Origin of the sequence: Bacillus sp. GMs2/2 (genome assembly GCF_050172095.1) — a bacterium.
Classification (GTDB): Bacteria; Bacillota; Bacilli; order Bacillales; family Bacillaceae_G; genus Bacillus_A; species Bacillus_A cereus.
In genome coordinates, this window is sequence record NZ_JBNLYE010000006.1 from 1 (window position 1) to 14,029 (window position 14,029).

The window sequence follows — 14,029 nt, forward strand, 5'->3', positions numbered from 1 at the left end:
TTTCGTTTTTCGATGTCAACTAAGTTTTTCAATTTCTTTTTGTCGTTTTCTGCGTTTCCGCATCAGCGACGGTTATTAATTTACCATATACAAACCGTTAACGTCAACACTTTTTAATAAAAAATTCTTTTTCTTACATAACGAATACATTCTTCTGTGTTAGCTACTCTCCGGAATAAACAGAAAATGATTTTATATCTTTCTTCCATGGCTTTTTTTACAACTTCATGAATACGCTCATCTTCAAAATCAAATAAAAGTTCCTCTAATTCTCTCTTCAATATGTATTCCATTTCTTTTCTCTCTTCTTTTGTCAACATCAGCCCAAGCAAACAATCACCTCAATAATTCCTTACGCAACAATAAACGTTCCGCTCATTTTCAATTATCACAATCCTATCATCCATTATATCCACTACTTACGATATTAATCCTTTGTTCTCTTTTTTATATTTACAGCATATATGTAACTGAAAAGGATTGGACAAAGGGGCGTAATATTATGTTTTTCTTTTTTATTACGAGTAAGAGAAATTTTAAACACATTAGCTTAATAGTGATACTGTCCTTATTTACAGCATGGCTACTCTTTTTAAAAACATATTCACATGAATCTGCTTTTTCAACTGCTACAGGCCCTAAAGTAATTTACAAAGGAGACACCGCTAAAAAGCAAGTTGCATTTACGTTTGATATTAGTTGGGGAGACAAAAAAGCAATTCCAATCCTAGATACTCTTAAAGAAAGAGAAATTAAGAATGCAACATTCTTCCTTTCTGCTGCATGGGCCGAAAGACACCCCGATATTGTAGAGCGAATCATGAAAGACGGACACGAAATCGGTAGTATGGGGTACAATTACACATCCTACACTTCTCTAGAGACAAATGAAATAAGACGAGACCTTTTACGAGCACAAGATGTTTTTACGAAACTTGGTGTAAAACAAGTCAAGCTGTTACGTCCACCTAGTGGCGAATTTAACAAAGCAACCCTTAAAATCGCAGAATCACTTGGATACACCGTCGTGCATTGGAGTAATAATTCAAACGATTGGAAAAACCCAGGTGTAAATAACATCGTTTCCACTGTCTCTAATAATTTGAAAGGTGGAGATATCGTCTTATTACACGCATCCGATTCTGCCCTTCAAACAAATAGAGCTTTACCGCTGCTCCTGCAAAAAATAAAAAGTGATGGATATGAGCAAATATCCGTATCACAACTTATTTCCAACACAAGTACGAAAAGTGAAGATGTGAAGTAGCTTCTTCCCTACCACTCTTCACGCATAAAAAGCTCTACTACCTTTCAAGAAGGTGGTAGAGCTTTTTTAATCATACCATTTCCAGCATTATAACTGCTGGTGTATAAAATCTCTCTATTAAGCTGATTTACTTGTTTTTCCGATTAAACGATGTAATACAAGTAATTGATATGCATTACATAACAATAGCGGTATAACCATTAAATATAACCAATCTGTATCATTAATCCGAAGCGCCGGTACCCATTCAAGGATCGTTACAACAACCATAAAGAACAGAGCTGGCACAAATGCTTTTTTATTTGTTTCTTTGCTTTTTACATAAGCAACAATTGCTCCAAACACAAATAATATTCCAGCAACAAGTATGTTATTCCCTAACGAGACTTCCCCATTTGCAATAAGTACAGATCTTAAATACACAAAATCAAATAATACGAATGCAATAAAGAAGAGCTGGACTGCATTCCATAAAGAAGATGAGCGGAACATCCCTAGTCCAAAACGGTGGATTGTTAAATATGCAAAGAATCCCATTTGACTTATAACACTAAAAATAAATCCTACACCCATCAGCCAGAAAGATACTGCTAAAATCTCCTTACCGTCGAAATTTTGAAAAAATTTATTGTACTTGTCCCACTCCAAAACAAAACCAATAATAACTGTGCTAATTCCACCAAGAAACAACGTCGTTAAAAATAGTCGTACCCACTTGCGGCTATTCACAACACATCCCCCATTATCCTTATATTTCTAATTAAATTGTATCAATGACAATTTCAAAAAGCTAGCCATGTTCATGTATAAATTCCTTAAAGATATTTATATTAAAAAGAGAGAACTGTGCTGAAAGGAGTTCCAACTTATGAAACGGATGCTATTCATTTTCGTTTCTTCTTTTCTACTTATCGCACTTGCAGCATGCGCACAAGGAAAAGAAACGAAATCCGAACTAGATTACGATCAAACAAAGAAAATGATTGTTGATATTTTAAAAACAGATCAAGGTAAGAAAGCTATTCAAGATGTATTAACTGATGAAAAAATGAAACAAGCACTCATACTAGATGAAACAGTAGTAAAGAAAACGATTGAAGATGCCATGGTATCCGATAAAGGGCAACAATTCTGGGAAAAGCTCTTTAAAGATCCTGAGTTCTCATCAAAGTTTGCTAAAAGTATGGGGAAAGAACAAACTCAATTAATGAAAACCTTACTAAAAGACCCTGAATACCAAGCAGGCGTTATAGAAATTATGAAAAATCCTGAAGTAGAAAAAATGATGTTACAAACAATGAAGAGTAAAGAATACCGTCAATATCTACAACAAGTACTAACAGAAACTGCTGAAAGTCCACTCTTCCAAGCCAAGATGATTGATATCATTAGTAAAGGTGTGCAAAAAGCTGAAAAAGGCGGATCCGGTAAGAAAGAAACAGGCGGTGACGGTGGTTCTCAAGACGAGAAGAAGGAAGAACAGTAAAAAATAATAACTATAATAACGAGTGAACAATGTATACATTGTTCACTCGTTATTACTTTATCTTGCTATTAATAGACAAAATGGACCCCTCTAGTTAAGCGAAAGGTTTACAGCCTTATTGTTGTCAGTAACAGGTAAACCCCACTGATTAAAGTTTCACTTTATTTTTGTGTAACAGCTGTTTTATCAATTACTGTTTCAGCTATTTTACTATAAATAATGCCCGTTGTATGTGTATCTTCATATACTGAAGGAGCAAAGTCTTCTTTATTCCAATCGGGTTGTTGTAGTGGAATACGCCCAAGAACATTTGTTTGTAATTCGGTAGCTAACTTATCTCCCCCGCCTTTTCCAAATACATATTCTTTCTCACCAGTTACCTTACTTTCAAAATATGCCATATTCTCAACAACACCAAGAATACTATGTTCAGTGCGCAATGCCATCGCTCCAGCACGCGCTGCTACAAACGCAGCTGTTGGATGAGGCGTCGTTACAATAATCTCTTTGCAAGATGGCAACATTGAGTGCACATCTAACGCAACATCACCTGTGCCTGGTGGCAAATCTAGTACTAAATAATCTAAATCGCCCCATTCTACTTCTGTGAAGAAGTGGTTTAACATTTTCCCAAGCATAGGTCCTCTCCAAATAACTGGTGCATTATCCTCTACAAAGAAGCCCATTGAGATTACCTTTACACCTAAACGTTCCACCGGAATTATCTTGTCACCTCTTACGATAGGACGTTTTTCTATCCCCATCATGTCTGGCACACTAAAACCGTAAATGTCCGCATCAATAATACCAACCTTTTTTCCTAAACGAGCTAAAGCAACTGCAAGGTTAACGGAAACAGTTGATTTTCCCACGCCACCTTTTCCACTCGCTACTGCTAAGAATGTTGTTTTTGAATTAGGTGACAATAAAGATTCACTTTGCTCTTCTTCTTGTTCCGGCGCAAACTGAGCTAATTCCTCTTCTGTAAATTCTGCAAAACGAAGTCCAACTGTTGCTGCCCCAAGTTCTTTTACTAACTTTACAATTCCAGACTGCAACTGCATTTGTTCCGCTGTACCGGTTTTTACGATTGCAATTTTGACACTCACATGTTCCTTCTCTGGCTTGACTGTTACCTCTTTAATTGCACTTGTTTCTTTTAATGTTTTATGTAAAAACGGATCTACAATCCCTTCTAACGCTTCAACCACTTGCTCTTTCGTTACCATAATTAGCCCAGCCCCCTGTATGAAAAATAACGTAATGTTAATTGAATTTATCTCTGCTTATTCTTGAAATAAATGCGTTTACATTTCCAGTATAACATATTTTCCGAAAACTTCGTTAACGAGAGAAGCTCAAAAAAATCCTCCTTATTCTGGAGGATTTCCTTTTTCCGTGAAATACCGTAGTATACCACGGTATATTGCAGCTGCTACCTTTTGCTGATATTTCTCCGAATTTAACATATACCTTTCGTTCACATTCGATAAAAAGCCAGCTTCAATTAAAGCACCTGGTGTTTTAGAATACTTTAATAAATACACATGCGAAATAGTCTTAGCAGAACGATTCGTATTCTCTAAACTTGTTCTCAATTCAGCCTGTATAAATTTTGCAGCACGTTCATTTTCAATTGAAGAGCGGTAATAGAACGTTTGTGCGCCTTTCGATCCACTACTAGTTAAAGCATTTAAATGAATACTTGCAAAAAAGTCTACATCAGGTTTATTGATGATTTCTACACGTTTTTTTAAATCCTCTGCTTTACGTCTGCTATATGACTTTGTATCTTTGTTAGCTAAATCATAATCTCCCTCACGCGTTAAAATAACTAGTGCACCTTGTTCTTGTAAATAGTCTTGTACCTTTTTTGTAATTTCAAGCGTAATATCCTTTTCTATAATATCCTTTCCACCAACAGCCCCTCCATCTGGTCCACCATGCCCAGCATCTAATACGATTACTTTCCCTGATAAGGGTAAATTCCAAGCACGCCACGATTTTGTAATTTGAAATTCTTGTTTGACTAAAAAAAACAATACAACCGCAGCGAGTGCAAAAGAGATAATTCGAATTCTCTTCATACCTTTCCTCCTCCAGCTAGTCCCTCTAATTACTTATATGGGACAAGAGGAAAGTTTATGCTTGTCTTAATGAAGCTTTAATCGATATCTTCTTTCACCTTTTTCATACCCTTCTTGCCACCACAATCCTATAAACTGCTGACAAGATTCAAAAAGTAATTCCTCATCTTTCAACTTTATTTCTCGCATAGTCATACTCGTTAAAAATTGAAATAGCGTTTCAGTTAATTGTTGTTCTTCTTCTAAAGCTCTATATTTCACATCAAAAAACGATTCACCATAATAACCAAATTTACTGTATCTCGCTCCTAATAAATAAGATTCTATCCCTAATTCAATACAGTAATCTTCATACTGACGATGAAGCTCTTGCATTTGAAAGGCATCACGAATATTTGAACGCAATGTTTTTAATGATAATTCCCGCAACATCTTCCGCTCGTATTTTAACTGCTTTTCTTTTTGTTTTTCTTGTAAGCTGACAATGACATTCATAGTACTTATAAACCTCCCTAATACGTATTAGTCTAAACTTCTAAAGAAGAAGCATACGCGTGGCGGTAGCACTAAAATATTCCAAGCTATAAAAATTGCAAAAGAGGAATGAAACATAAAAAAACCCCAACCAAAATGGTTGGGGTTTGTAGTTCGCAAAAATTAACGTTTTGAGAACTGAGGTGCACGACGTGCGCCTTTAAGACCGTATTTTTTACGCTCTTTCATACGTGCGTCACGAGTTAATAGACCTGCACGTTTTAGTGTTAGACGGTATTCTGGATCAGCTTTTAATAAAGCGCGAGAAATACCGTGACGAATAGCACCAGCTTGACCAGTGTATCCACCACCATTTACGTTTACAAGTACATCGTAGTTACCTAAAGTTTCTGTTGCAACTAGAGGTTGTTTCACTACTTCACGTAATGCAGCAAATGGGATATAGTTTTCAAAATCACGACCGTTAATGATAACGCGTCCTTCGCCTGGAACTAGGCGTACGCGCGCTACTGAACTCTTACGACGTCCAGTGCCATAGTATTGAACCTGTGCCAAAGTAAGCCCTCCTTTAATTAATTATCCGCGAAGTTCGTAAACTTCTGGTTTTTGTGCTTGGTGTGGATGCTCTGCTCCAGCATACACGTTAAGTTTCTTAGAAACTTGACGGCCTAAGCGTCCTTTTGGAAGCATGCCTTTAATTGCAAGCTCTAACATTTGTACAGGGTAGTTTGTACGCATTTCAAGAGCTGTTCTTTGCTTAAGTCCACCTGGGTGGTTAGTGTGACGGTAGTAAATTTTATCGTTTAATTTATTACCTGTTAAATGAATTTTCTCAGCGTTAATAATAATTACATGATCACCCGTGTCAACGTGTGGTGTAAATGTAGGTTTGTTTTTACCACGTAAAATGGATGCTACTTCACTAGCAAGGCGACCTAAAGTTTGACCTTCAGCATCAACCACATACCATTTACGCTCAACTTCGTTAGCTTTTGCCATAAAAGTCGTACGCATGTGTTTCCCTCCTCGTTATCTTTTCCATAGAAAAAATCTATTGTTTATCTTAAACACGATTTCCTTCCGGGGCTAATCGTGGTTTTAGAAACAATACCATATGTTATGATATACTTTTGAGTTTCTAATGTCAAGCAAATGTTACACCAGGATTAGTTGTTATAGTTTACCTCCCATAAGTAAAGCCCATGACCTGGAGCCATCTTTCCAGCAAACTGACGATTTTGTTTCGCTAAAATCTCTGGAATGCTATCAGGATCAAGCTTTCCTTGCCCTACGCTAAGTAACGTACCAACAATAATTCTGACCATATTATATAAAAATCCATTACCTACAAAACGAAAAATTATTTCATCATTTTGTTCAATTAACTCGATTTCATAAATTGTTCGCACTTTATCTTTTTTGTCAGTTTTTGCCGAACAAAAAGAAGTGAAATCATGTGTTCCAATAAAATAAGGAATTGCTTTTCTTATAGAGTTGATTTCGAGCGGGTATGGATATTGATATACGTAATTTCTACGGAATACATCCGCAGTCTTTGATAATAATACACGATAACGATATTCTTTTTTCTCAACACCGTAACGTGCATGAAATTCTTCTGTTTTTTTCTCTACTTGCCTAATAACAATATCATCTGGCAACATTGTGTTTAAAGCATTAATCCATTGCCACTCTTCAAGAGACAAAGGAGTATCAAAGTGTATTACTTGTCCTTTTGCATGAACTGTAGAATCTGTTCTACCAGATGCCTGAACACGAACAAGTTCTCCCTTATGCAATTTCTGCAATGCTTTTTCTATCTCCTGTTGAACAGTACGATGGTTCGGCTGAATTTGATAACCACAAAAATGCATGCCATCATATGCAACCGTACATTTTATTCTATCCATTTCTCTATTCTCCATTACGATCGCACCCATGCCAAAATACAAGCTAAACAAAATAAGCTGACAATCGTTACTGTATCGCTTGTTTTCCAGCGTAGTTGCCTAAATTTAGTACGTCCTTCACCACTTTGATATCCACGAGCTTCCATCGCAATGGCTAAGTCCTCTGCACGCTTAAAAGCACTGATAAACAGAGGAACGAGCAGTGAAATAATAGCTTTCATTCTATCTTTTATCGGTCCCCCGGCAAAATCAATACCACGTGACGCTTGTGCTTTCATTATTTTACTCGTTTCATCCATTAATGTCGGGATAAAACGAAGAGAAATTGACATCATTAATGCGATTTCATGAACAGGAACCTTTATACGCTTCAACGGCTTTAATAACGTCTCCAAACCATCTGTAATTTCAATAGGTGTCGTCGTTAACGTTAATAATGTCGTCATTAAAATAATAACGAAGAATCGTACAGAAATGTATATCCCTTGCTCTAATCCTTTTTCATATATCGAAAACCAACCAAGCTGGAATAGTACATCCCCCTCCTTATTTGTAAAAATATGCAGGAAAAATGTAAAAAGAAAAATCCATAAAATTGGTTTTAAGCCCGAAAGTACATAACGAATCGGCACTTTTGCAAAAAATAAAGCAATGAGTGCATATAAAAATAAAAATCCATATGAAATCGCATTATTTGCTAAGAAAACAACAAATACATATAAAAAGACAATCAGCAGCTTCGTACGTGGATCAAGTTGATGAATAAGTGAATTCCCCGGGATATATCTCCCAATAATCAACTGCTGCATGATTCATGACCACCTTTTCGTAACACCTGCACAACTTCATGAGTAAGATCCTCTAAAGATAAGGTAGCCTTTGGAATTGAAATACCAAACTTCTCTTCAATTGCACGTTTATACTTTAATGACATAGGAAGATCCACACCAATTTTCTCTAGTTCATCGGCATGTGAAAATACTTCCTCTGCACTTCCTTGCAAAAAGACCGTTCCTTTATGCATAACTACAATCTGCTCCGCATACTGAGCAGCATCCTCCATATTATGCGTTACAAGGATAACTGTAAGACCTTTCTCCTTGTGCAGCTTATAAAACATCTCCATAAGTTCGTTCTGCCCTTTTGGATCTAGTCCTGCTGTAGGTTCATCTAATACAAGCACTTCAGGTTCCATCGCCAGTACACCCGCTATAGCAACACGTCTCATTTGTCCACCACTTAATTCGAACGGAGAACGTGTTAACAGTTCCGGTTCTAGCCCTACAAGTTCAATTGCCTTTCTAGCCTTTTGCCTTGCTTCGTCTACAGATACTCCAAAATTAGTAGGGCCGAAACAAATATCTTTCTCCACAGTCTCTTCAAACAACTGATGTTCTGGGAATTGAAAGACAACCCCTACTTTTTTACGTAGTGGCTTTAACTTTTTTTCTTTCTTTCCTGCCGAAATCAAATGTTCACCAATTTGAACTGTACCATTTGTCGGCTGCAATAAACCATTTAAATGTTGAATCATCGTTGACTTACCTGAACCAGTATGACCAATAATGGCATAATAGCCCCCACTTGGAAACGACACATCTACATCATAAAGTGCGCGTCTTTCAAATGGAGTTTTATATTGATAACGATGCTCTACTTTTTGGAATGTAATCTCCAAAGTTCGTTCACCAAGCTTTCCATTGTAAGATGCGTATTTTGCAAGAGAATTTCATTTCTTTTTAATAATTCTGCTATTTTCACTGAAAACGGTACATCTAAGCCAATTTCTTGGAGCATATGAGAGGATTTGAAAATTTTTTCTGGAGTCCCTTCCTCTAATATTTCTCCCTTATTTAAAATAATGACACGATCTGACTGTGCCGCTTCTTCTAAATCGTGCGTAATCGATAACACGGTAATACCTTTTTGAGTAACAAGTTGTCTAACCGTTTCTACTACTTCACGTCTCCCTTGAGGGTCTAACATTGACGTTGCTTCATCTAATATTAAAATAGATGGTTGAAGTGCTAAAACGCCTGCTATTGCCACTCGCTGCTTTTGCCCACCAGATAAGGAATGAGGCTCATCATTAAGAAAATCTTCCATACGGACAAGTCGCAAGGCCTGTTCTAATCTTTCAATCATTTGTTCTCTTGGCATTCCGATATTCTCTAAGCCAAATACAACATCATCTTGCACTGTTGTTCCAACAAATTGATTATCTGGATTTTGAAATACCATTCCAATTTGTTTTCGAACATCCCATACCGTTTCCTCTGATAAAACCATTGTATCATTTACTGTAATAGTCCCTGCTTCTGGCAAAAACAAACCATTCAATAATTTTGCAAGTGTAGACTTTCCTGAACCGTTTTGTCCAATAATAGATACCCACTCTCCCTCATATAAGGAAAATGAAACATCTTTTAATGCATAAGTGGCTGCCCCAGGATATTGAAATGATATATTTTCTATCCGAAGTTTCTCTTTTTTCAATAGAAGGCACCCTTTCCTTCGCACAGTTAGCCTATTTTTATATTTAAAAAAAAGGGCCATGACCAGTTTCTTGAAAAGAACTGTCCTGCCCTTTTAATTATCATTATACTAACTCGATAATTACCATTGGTGCTGCGTCTCCGCGACGTGGACCAATTTTTGCAATACGAGTGTATCCGCCTTGGCGCTCAGCATAGCGTGGAGCTACATCAGCGAATAGTTTTTGAAGTGCATCTTGACCAGTCTCAGCGTTAGCTACTTCATTGCGAATGAAAGCTGCTGCTTGACGACGAGCATGAAGATCTCCGCGTTTACCTAAAGTGATCATTTTTTCCACTACAGAACGAAGTTCTTTTGCACGAGTTTCTGTCGTTTGGATGCGCTCGTTGATAATTAAATCAGTAGCTAAATCACGTAACATAGCTTTACGTTGCGCACTTGTACGGCCTAATTTTCTGTATGCCATTCGTAGTTCCCTCCTTTGTTGATGGGTTTAAATCCTCAGTCGTCTTTACGTAAACCTAAACCTAATTCCTCAAGTTTATGTTTAACTTCTTCTAAGGATTTACGTCCTAAGTTACGAACTTTCATCATATCTTCTTCTGTTTTGTTCGCAAGCTCTTGTACAGTATTAATTCCTGCACGTTTTAGGCAATTATAAGAACGAACAGAAAGGTCTAGTTCTTCGATAGTCATCTCAAGAACTTTCTCTTTTTGATCTTCTTCCTTCTCGACCATAATCTCAGCATTTTGTGCTTCATCAGTTAAACCAACAAAGATATTTAAATGCTCAGTTAAGATTTTGGCACCTAAAGAGATAGCTTCTTTTGGCCCGATGCTTCCATCCGTCCATACATCAAGCGTAAGCTTATCATAATTAGCCACTTGTCCGACACGTGTCTTTTCCACTTGGTAAGTCACACGTGATACTGGAGTATAAATAGAATCAATAGGAATTACTCCTATTGGTTGATCTTCGCTTTTATTTGCATCAGCTGGCGTATACCCACGGCCACGCTTTGCAGTTAAACGCACGCGGAAATGCGCATCTTTTGCTAACGTTGCAATGTGTAAATCTGGATTTAAGATTTCTACATCACTATCGTGAGTAATATCAGCAGCTGTGACAATACCTTCGCCCTGTACATCAATTTCCAACGTCTTCTCTTCTTCAGAGTAGATTTTAAGAGCTAACTTTTTCAAGTTTAAGATGATCGTCGTAACGTCTTCTACTACGCCCTCAACTGTTGAAAATTCATGTAATACGCCATCGATTTGGATAGCAGTAACAGCGGCACCAGGGAGTGAGGATAAAAGAATACGACGTAAGGAGTTACCCAAAGTAGTACCATATCCACGCTCAAGCGGTTCAATTACGAATTTACCATATTTAGCATCTTCGTTAAGTTCAACCGTTTCGATTTTCGGCTTTTCGATTTCAATCATTAACTAAACCCTCCTTCAAAACGTCGAAACCCCGGTTAAACAAAGGTATAACCCCTGTCTAACCGAAAGTCCCCCTTAGGCAGTTCCCGATTGTGCACAACAAGCGATGTTTCTGTACGAAATTTCTCGATAATGCATCATATCCATTATAGACAAAAGGGAAAATTCTATACAGAAAAATTACACACGACGACGTTTTGGTGGACGACATCCATTATGAGGAACTGGAGTAACATCTCTAATTGCTGTTACTTCTAGACCTGCAGCTTGAAGAGCACGAATTGCAGCTTCACGACCAGCACCAGGACCTTTAACAGTAACCTCTAAAGTTTTTAAACCGTGTTCCATTGCAGCTTTAGCAGCAGTTTCAGCAGCCATTTGCGCAGCGAATGGAGTAGATTTACGAGATCCACGGAAACCAAGTGCACCAGCACTAGACCAAGAAAGTGCGTTACCGTGAGTATCTGTAAGTGTTACGATTGTGTTGTTGAAAGTAGAACGAATATGAGCTATACCAGCTTCAATATTCTTTTTCACACGTTTTTTACGAGTGTTTGTTTTACGTGCCATTGTTAGTTCAACCTCCTTTACTTATTATTTCTTTTTATTTGCTACTGTACGACGTGGACCTTTACGTGTACGAGCATTGTTTTTAGAGTTTTGACCACGAACTGGTAAACCACGACGGTGACGAAGACCACGGTAAGAACCGATCTCCATTAGACGTTTGATGTTAAGAGATACTTCACGACGAAGGTCTCCCTCAACTTTAATACGATCGATGATATCACGGATACGTCCTAATTCGTCTTCCGTTAAATCACGAACTCGTGTTTCTTCAGAAATACCTGCTTCAGCAAGAATTTTTTCAGCAGTTGTGCGACCAATGCCGAATACGTAAGTTAAAGAAATAACAACGCGTTTGTCTCGAGGAATATCTACACCTGCGATACGTGCCATTACGAATGCACCTCCTTCTGATTAACCTTGTTTTTGTTTATGTTTAGGGTTTTCACAAATAACCATTACTTTTCCACGTCTACGAATAACTTTACATTTTTCGCAGATTGGTTTAACTGACGGTCTTACTTTCATGTCTCGAACCTCCTTAAAGATTACGGAGTGCTATATTATTTAAAACGGTACGTAATACGACCACGATTTAAATCGTACGGAGATAATTCTACCGTAACTTTGTCTCCTGGTAAAATACGAATGAAGTTCATACGGATTTTACCAGAAACGTGAGCCAATACGACATGCCCATTCTCTAATTCTACTTTGAACATAGCATTTGGCAACGTTTCAAGAACGGTACCTTCGACTTCAATTACATCATCTTTAGCCATTCAATAGTTCTCCCTTCTTCAAATCAGTAACATTTTACACTGCTCTGAAATCCCGGAGAGCCAGCTACTTATAAAGTGGTAAGGATTTCGTATCCTGCTTCTGTAAGAGCAATCGTGTGCTCAAAATGGGCACACCATTTACCATCTACCGTTACCACTGTCCAGTCATCAGATAGTGTTTTTACATATCGTCTTCCTTGATTCACCATCGGCTCAACACAGATGACCATTCCCGGCTTTAATCTAGGGCCTCTATTTGGTGGACCATAGTGCGGGATTTGAGGGTCCTCATGTAAGTCTTGCCCGATTCCGTGACCAACATACTCCCTAACGATCGAGAATCCATTCTCTTCAGCATGGGTTTGAACCGCATGTGAGATATTTGATAATCTCTCGCCTGGTTTTACTTGTTCTAGACCAAGATACAACGATTTTTCTGTGACATCAAGTAGCTTTTGAACAGATTCAGAAATGTTTCCAACTGGATACGTCCATGCAGAATCTCCATGGTACCCATTGTATTTCGCACCAATATCGATACTGATGATATCGCCCTCTTTGAGCTTGCGCTTCCCTGGAATTCCGTGTACAAGCTCTTCATTTACAGAAGCACATATGCTCCCCGGAAATCCGTTGTATCCTTTAAAAGATGGCGTAGCACCATATTTTTGAATCGTCTTTTCCGCTATTTGATCGAGCTCTTTCGTTGTAATTCCTGGAGTAATGTGCTGTTTCAACTCTTGATGAGTCAAAGCAACGATCCTGCCAGCTTCTCGCATGATTTCTATCTCGCGAGGAGTTTTGCAGATTATCATTACGCTAAGCCTCCGATGAGAACATCGATATCAGCAAATACTTTATTGATATCTTGCTCACCATTAATGCTTTGTAAGTAACCAAGCTCTTCGTAGAAATCAAGCAAAGGTTTTGTTTGCTTAATATTTACATCTAAACGATTTGCTACAGTTTCTTCATTGTCATCAGAGCGTTGATATAATTCGCCACCACATTTATCGCACACATCAGCTTTTGCTGGTGGATTGAATTCTAAGTGGTAAGTCGCACCGCACTCTTTACAAATGCGACGGCCTGTAAGGCGTTTTAATAACAACCCTGAATCCACATTAATGTTTAAAACATAGTCGATTTTTTTGCCAAGATCTTTCATAATTTCTTCAAGAGCTGATGCTTGTGCAACAGTTCGTGGGAAACCGTCTAGTAAGAAACCTCTTACGCAGTCGTCTTGACTTAAACGTTCACGAACGATTCCGATTGTAACTTCATCTGGAACAAGTGCACCTTTATCAATAAAAGATTTTGCTTGTAGACCCATTTCAGTTTCAGCCTTCATAGCTGCACGGAACATGTCTCCTGTTGAAATGTGAGGGATGTTATACTTGGCAACAATCTGTTCGGCTTGTGTACCTTTACCAGCACCAGGAAGCCCCATTAAAATTAAGTTCATCCTTGTTCCCCCTCAGAGTACATGAGCA

Annotated in this window: 21 protein-coding genes; 2 read left to right on the forward strand and 19 right to left on the reverse strand. The window is 37.9% G+C overall.

Annotation, left to right across the window (positions count from 1 at the left end):
* Positions 1 to 113: 113 nt before the first annotated feature.
* On the reverse strand, positions 114 to 332 hold the full coding sequence (locus ACQGS6_RS01970) for a hypothetical protein (protein ID WP_000901147.1): 219 nt from the start codon (positions 330 to 332) through the stop codon (positions 114 to 116).
* Between the two features lie 170 nt (positions 333 to 502).
* Here ACQGS6_RS01970 and pdaB point away from each other — a divergent pair, with 170 nt between their 5' ends.
* Positions 503 to 1,267, forward strand: coding sequence for a polysaccharide deacetylase family sporulation protein PdaB (gene pdaB / locus ACQGS6_RS01975; RefSeq protein ID WP_000464705.1), 765 nt, complete (start codon positions 503 to 505; stop codon positions 1,265 to 1,267).
* A gap of 117 nt (positions 1,268 to 1,384) precedes the next feature.
* On the opposite strand, the gene kbaA is transcribed toward pdaB, so the two are convergent.
* Entirely contained in the window at positions 1,385 to 1,996 is a 612-nt protein-coding gene (kbaA, locus tag ACQGS6_RS01980) for a KinB signaling pathway activation protein KbaA (RefSeq protein ID WP_001088526.1), read from the reverse strand.
* Between the two features lie 139 nt (positions 1,997 to 2,135).
* Between kbaA and gerD the strand changes: the two genes are divergently transcribed.
* The gene (gene gerD, locus ACQGS6_RS01985; protein WP_074625141.1) at positions 2,136 to 2,753 is read left to right on the forward strand and encodes a spore germination lipoprotein GerD; all 618 of its coding nucleotides are present in this window, start codon (positions 2,136 to 2,138) and stop codon (positions 2,751 to 2,753) included.
* Between the two features lie 161 nt (positions 2,754 to 2,914).
* On the opposite strand, the gene ACQGS6_RS01990 is transcribed toward gerD, so the two are convergent.
* From ACQGS6_RS01990 to ACQGS6_RS02070, 17 genes are all read right to left on the reverse strand, one after another.
* Positions 2,915 to 3,982 (reverse strand): Mrp/NBP35 family ATP-binding protein, encoded by a 1,068-nt coding sequence (locus ACQGS6_RS01990; RefSeq protein ID WP_000256628.1) that lies wholly within the window; start codon positions 3,980 to 3,982, stop codon positions 2,915 to 2,917.
* Positions 3,983 to 4,126: 144 nt separating this feature from the next.
* Positions 4,127 to 4,840 (reverse strand): N-acetylmuramoyl-L-alanine amidase CwlD, encoded by a 714-nt coding sequence (gene cwlD, locus ACQGS6_RS01995; protein WP_000822439.1) that lies wholly within the window; start codon positions 4,838 to 4,840, stop codon positions 4,127 to 4,129.
* 66 nt (positions 4,841 to 4,906) lie between these two features.
* A complete protein-coding gene (locus ACQGS6_RS02000) occupies positions 4,907 to 5,335 on the reverse strand; it encodes a DUF2521 family protein (protein ID WP_001101005.1) in 429 nt (142 codons plus the stop codon).
* Between the two features lie 162 nt (positions 5,336 to 5,497).
* Positions 5,498 to 5,890, reverse strand: coding sequence for a 30S ribosomal protein S9 (rpsI, locus tag ACQGS6_RS02005; RefSeq protein WP_000079986.1), 393 nt, complete (start codon positions 5,888 to 5,890; stop codon positions 5,498 to 5,500).
* Positions 5,891 to 5,911: 21 nt separating this feature from the next.
* Positions 5,912 to 6,349 carry a 50S ribosomal protein L13 gene (rplM, locus tag ACQGS6_RS02010; RefSeq protein WP_001260793.1) on the reverse strand — a complete coding sequence of 146 codons (438 nt, stop codon included), beginning with the start codon at positions 6,347 to 6,349 and terminating at the stop codon, positions 5,912 to 5,914.
* Between the two features lie 152 nt (positions 6,350 to 6,501).
* Entirely contained in the window at positions 6,502 to 7,245 is a 744-nt protein-coding gene (gene truA / locus ACQGS6_RS02015) for a tRNA pseudouridine(38-40) synthase TruA (RefSeq protein ID WP_002098927.1), read from the reverse strand.
* A gap of 14 nt (positions 7,246 to 7,259) precedes the next feature.
* Entirely contained in the window at positions 7,260 to 8,054 is a 795-nt protein-coding gene (locus ACQGS6_RS02020; protein ID WP_001186526.1) for an energy-coupling factor transporter transmembrane component T family protein, read from the reverse strand.
* Positions 8,042 to 8,923 carry an energy-coupling factor ABC transporter ATP-binding protein gene (locus tag ACQGS6_RS02025; protein WP_000406535.1) on the reverse strand — a complete coding sequence of 294 codons (882 nt, stop codon included), beginning with the start codon at positions 8,921 to 8,923 and terminating at the stop codon, positions 8,042 to 8,044. The genes ACQGS6_RS02020 and ACQGS6_RS02025 overlap by 13 nt, the downstream gene beginning before the upstream one ends.
* The gene (locus ACQGS6_RS02030) at positions 8,899 to 9,741 is read right to left on the reverse strand and encodes an energy-coupling factor ABC transporter ATP-binding protein (protein ID WP_000711759.1); all 843 of its coding nucleotides are present in this window, start codon (positions 9,739 to 9,741) and stop codon (positions 8,899 to 8,901) included. Before ACQGS6_RS02030 ends, ACQGS6_RS02025 begins: the two co-directional genes overlap by 25 nt.
* Positions 9,742 to 9,844: 103 nt before the next feature.
* Entirely contained in the window at positions 9,845 to 10,207 is a 363-nt protein-coding gene (gene rplQ / locus ACQGS6_RS02035) for a 50S ribosomal protein L17 (RefSeq protein WP_000331490.1), read from the reverse strand.
* A gap of 35 nt (positions 10,208 to 10,242) precedes the next feature.
* Positions 10,243 to 11,187 carry a DNA-directed RNA polymerase subunit alpha gene (locus tag ACQGS6_RS02040; protein ID WP_000569643.1) on the reverse strand — a complete coding sequence of 315 codons (945 nt, stop codon included), beginning with the start codon at positions 11,185 to 11,187 and terminating at the stop codon, positions 10,243 to 10,245.
* A gap of 180 nt (positions 11,188 to 11,367) precedes the next feature.
* On the reverse strand, positions 11,368 to 11,757 hold the full coding sequence (rpsK, locus tag ACQGS6_RS02045; protein ID WP_000101798.1) for a 30S ribosomal protein S11: 390 nt from the start codon (positions 11,755 to 11,757) through the stop codon (positions 11,368 to 11,370).
* Between the two features lie 24 nt (positions 11,758 to 11,781).
* The gene (rpsM, locus tag ACQGS6_RS02050) at positions 11,782 to 12,147 is read right to left on the reverse strand and encodes a 30S ribosomal protein S13 (protein WP_000090788.1); all 366 of its coding nucleotides are present in this window, start codon (positions 12,145 to 12,147) and stop codon (positions 11,782 to 11,784) included.
* Positions 12,148 to 12,168: 21 nt separating this feature from the next.
* Positions 12,169 to 12,282, reverse strand: coding sequence for a 50S ribosomal protein L36 (gene rpmJ / locus ACQGS6_RS02055; RefSeq protein ID WP_000868344.1), 114 nt, complete (start codon positions 12,280 to 12,282; stop codon positions 12,169 to 12,171).
* A 35-nt stretch (positions 12,283 to 12,317) separates the two neighbouring features.
* On the reverse strand, positions 12,318 to 12,536 hold the full coding sequence (infA, locus tag ACQGS6_RS02060; RefSeq protein ID WP_001029884.1) for a translation initiation factor IF-1: 219 nt from the start codon (positions 12,534 to 12,536) through the stop codon (positions 12,318 to 12,320).
* Between the two features lie 68 nt (positions 12,537 to 12,604).
* Positions 12,605 to 13,351: a type I methionyl aminopeptidase gene (map, locus tag ACQGS6_RS02065; RefSeq protein ID WP_000582539.1), complete on the reverse strand. Its 747-nt coding sequence runs from the start codon at positions 13,349 to 13,351 to the stop codon at positions 12,605 to 12,607.
* Entirely contained in the window at positions 13,351 to 14,001 is a 651-nt protein-coding gene (locus ACQGS6_RS02070; protein WP_001048989.1) for an adenylate kinase, read from the reverse strand. Before ACQGS6_RS02070 ends, map begins: the two co-directional genes overlap by 1 nt.
* Positions 14,002 to 14,029 lie beyond the last annotated feature (28 nt).

Bases quoted from the DNA above. Each gene is read 5' to 3' on its own strand.
- infA (WP_001029884.1), bottom strand. From the start codon at position 12,536: ATGGCTAAAGATGATGTAATTGAAGTCGAAGGTACCGTTCTTGAAACG.
- ACQGS6_RS02040 (WP_000569643.1), bottom strand. From the start codon at position 11,187: ATGATTGAAATCGAAAAGCCGAAAATCGAAACGGTTGAACTTAACGAA.
- rpsK (WP_000101798.1), bottom strand. From the start codon at position 11,757: ATGGCACGTAAAACAAACACTCGTAAAAAACGTGTGAAAAAGAATATT.
- gerD (WP_074625141.1), top strand. From the start codon at position 2,136: ATGAAACGGATGCTATTCATTTTCGTTTCTTCTTTTCTACTTATCGCA.
- rpsM (WP_000090788.1), bottom strand. From the start codon at position 12,147: ATGGCACGTATCGCAGGTGTAGATATTCCTCGAGACAAACGCGTTGTT.
- ACQGS6_RS02070 (WP_001048989.1), bottom strand. From the start codon at position 14,001: ATGAACTTAATTTTAATGGGGCTTCCTGGTGCTGGTAAAGGTACACAA.
- ACQGS6_RS02000 (WP_001101005.1), bottom strand. From the start codon at position 5,335: ATGAATGTCATTGTCAGCTTACAAGAAAAACAAAAAGAAAAGCAGTTA.
- ACQGS6_RS01990 (WP_000256628.1), bottom strand. From the start codon at position 3,982: ATGGTAACGAAAGAGCAAGTGGTTGAAGCGTTAGAAGGGATTGTAGAT.
- truA (WP_002098927.1), bottom strand. From the start codon at position 7,245: ATGGATAGAATAAAATGTACGGTTGCATATGATGGCATGCATTTTTGT.
- rpmJ (WP_000868344.1), bottom strand. From the start codon at position 12,282: ATGAAAGTAAGACCGTCAGTTAAACCAATCTGCGAAAAATGTAAAGTT.
- pdaB (WP_000464705.1), top strand. From the start codon at position 503: ATGTTTTTCTTTTTTATTACGAGTAAGAGAAATTTTAAACACATTAGC.
- map (WP_000582539.1), bottom strand. From the start codon at position 13,351: ATGATAATCTGCAAAACTCCTCGCGAGATAGAAATCATGCGAGAAGCT.
- rplQ (WP_000331490.1), bottom strand. From the start codon at position 10,207: ATGGCATACAGAAAATTAGGCCGTACAAGTGCGCAACGTAAAGCTATG.
- rplM (WP_001260793.1), bottom strand. From the start codon at position 6,349: ATGCGTACGACTTTTATGGCAAAAGCTAACGAAGTTGAGCGTAAATGG.
- ACQGS6_RS02020 (WP_001186526.1), bottom strand. From the start codon at position 8,054: ATGCAGCAGTTGATTATTGGGAGATATATCCCGGGGAATTCACTTATT.
- cwlD (WP_000822439.1), bottom strand. From the start codon at position 4,840: ATGAAGAGAATTCGAATTATCTCTTTTGCACTCGCTGCGGTTGTATTG.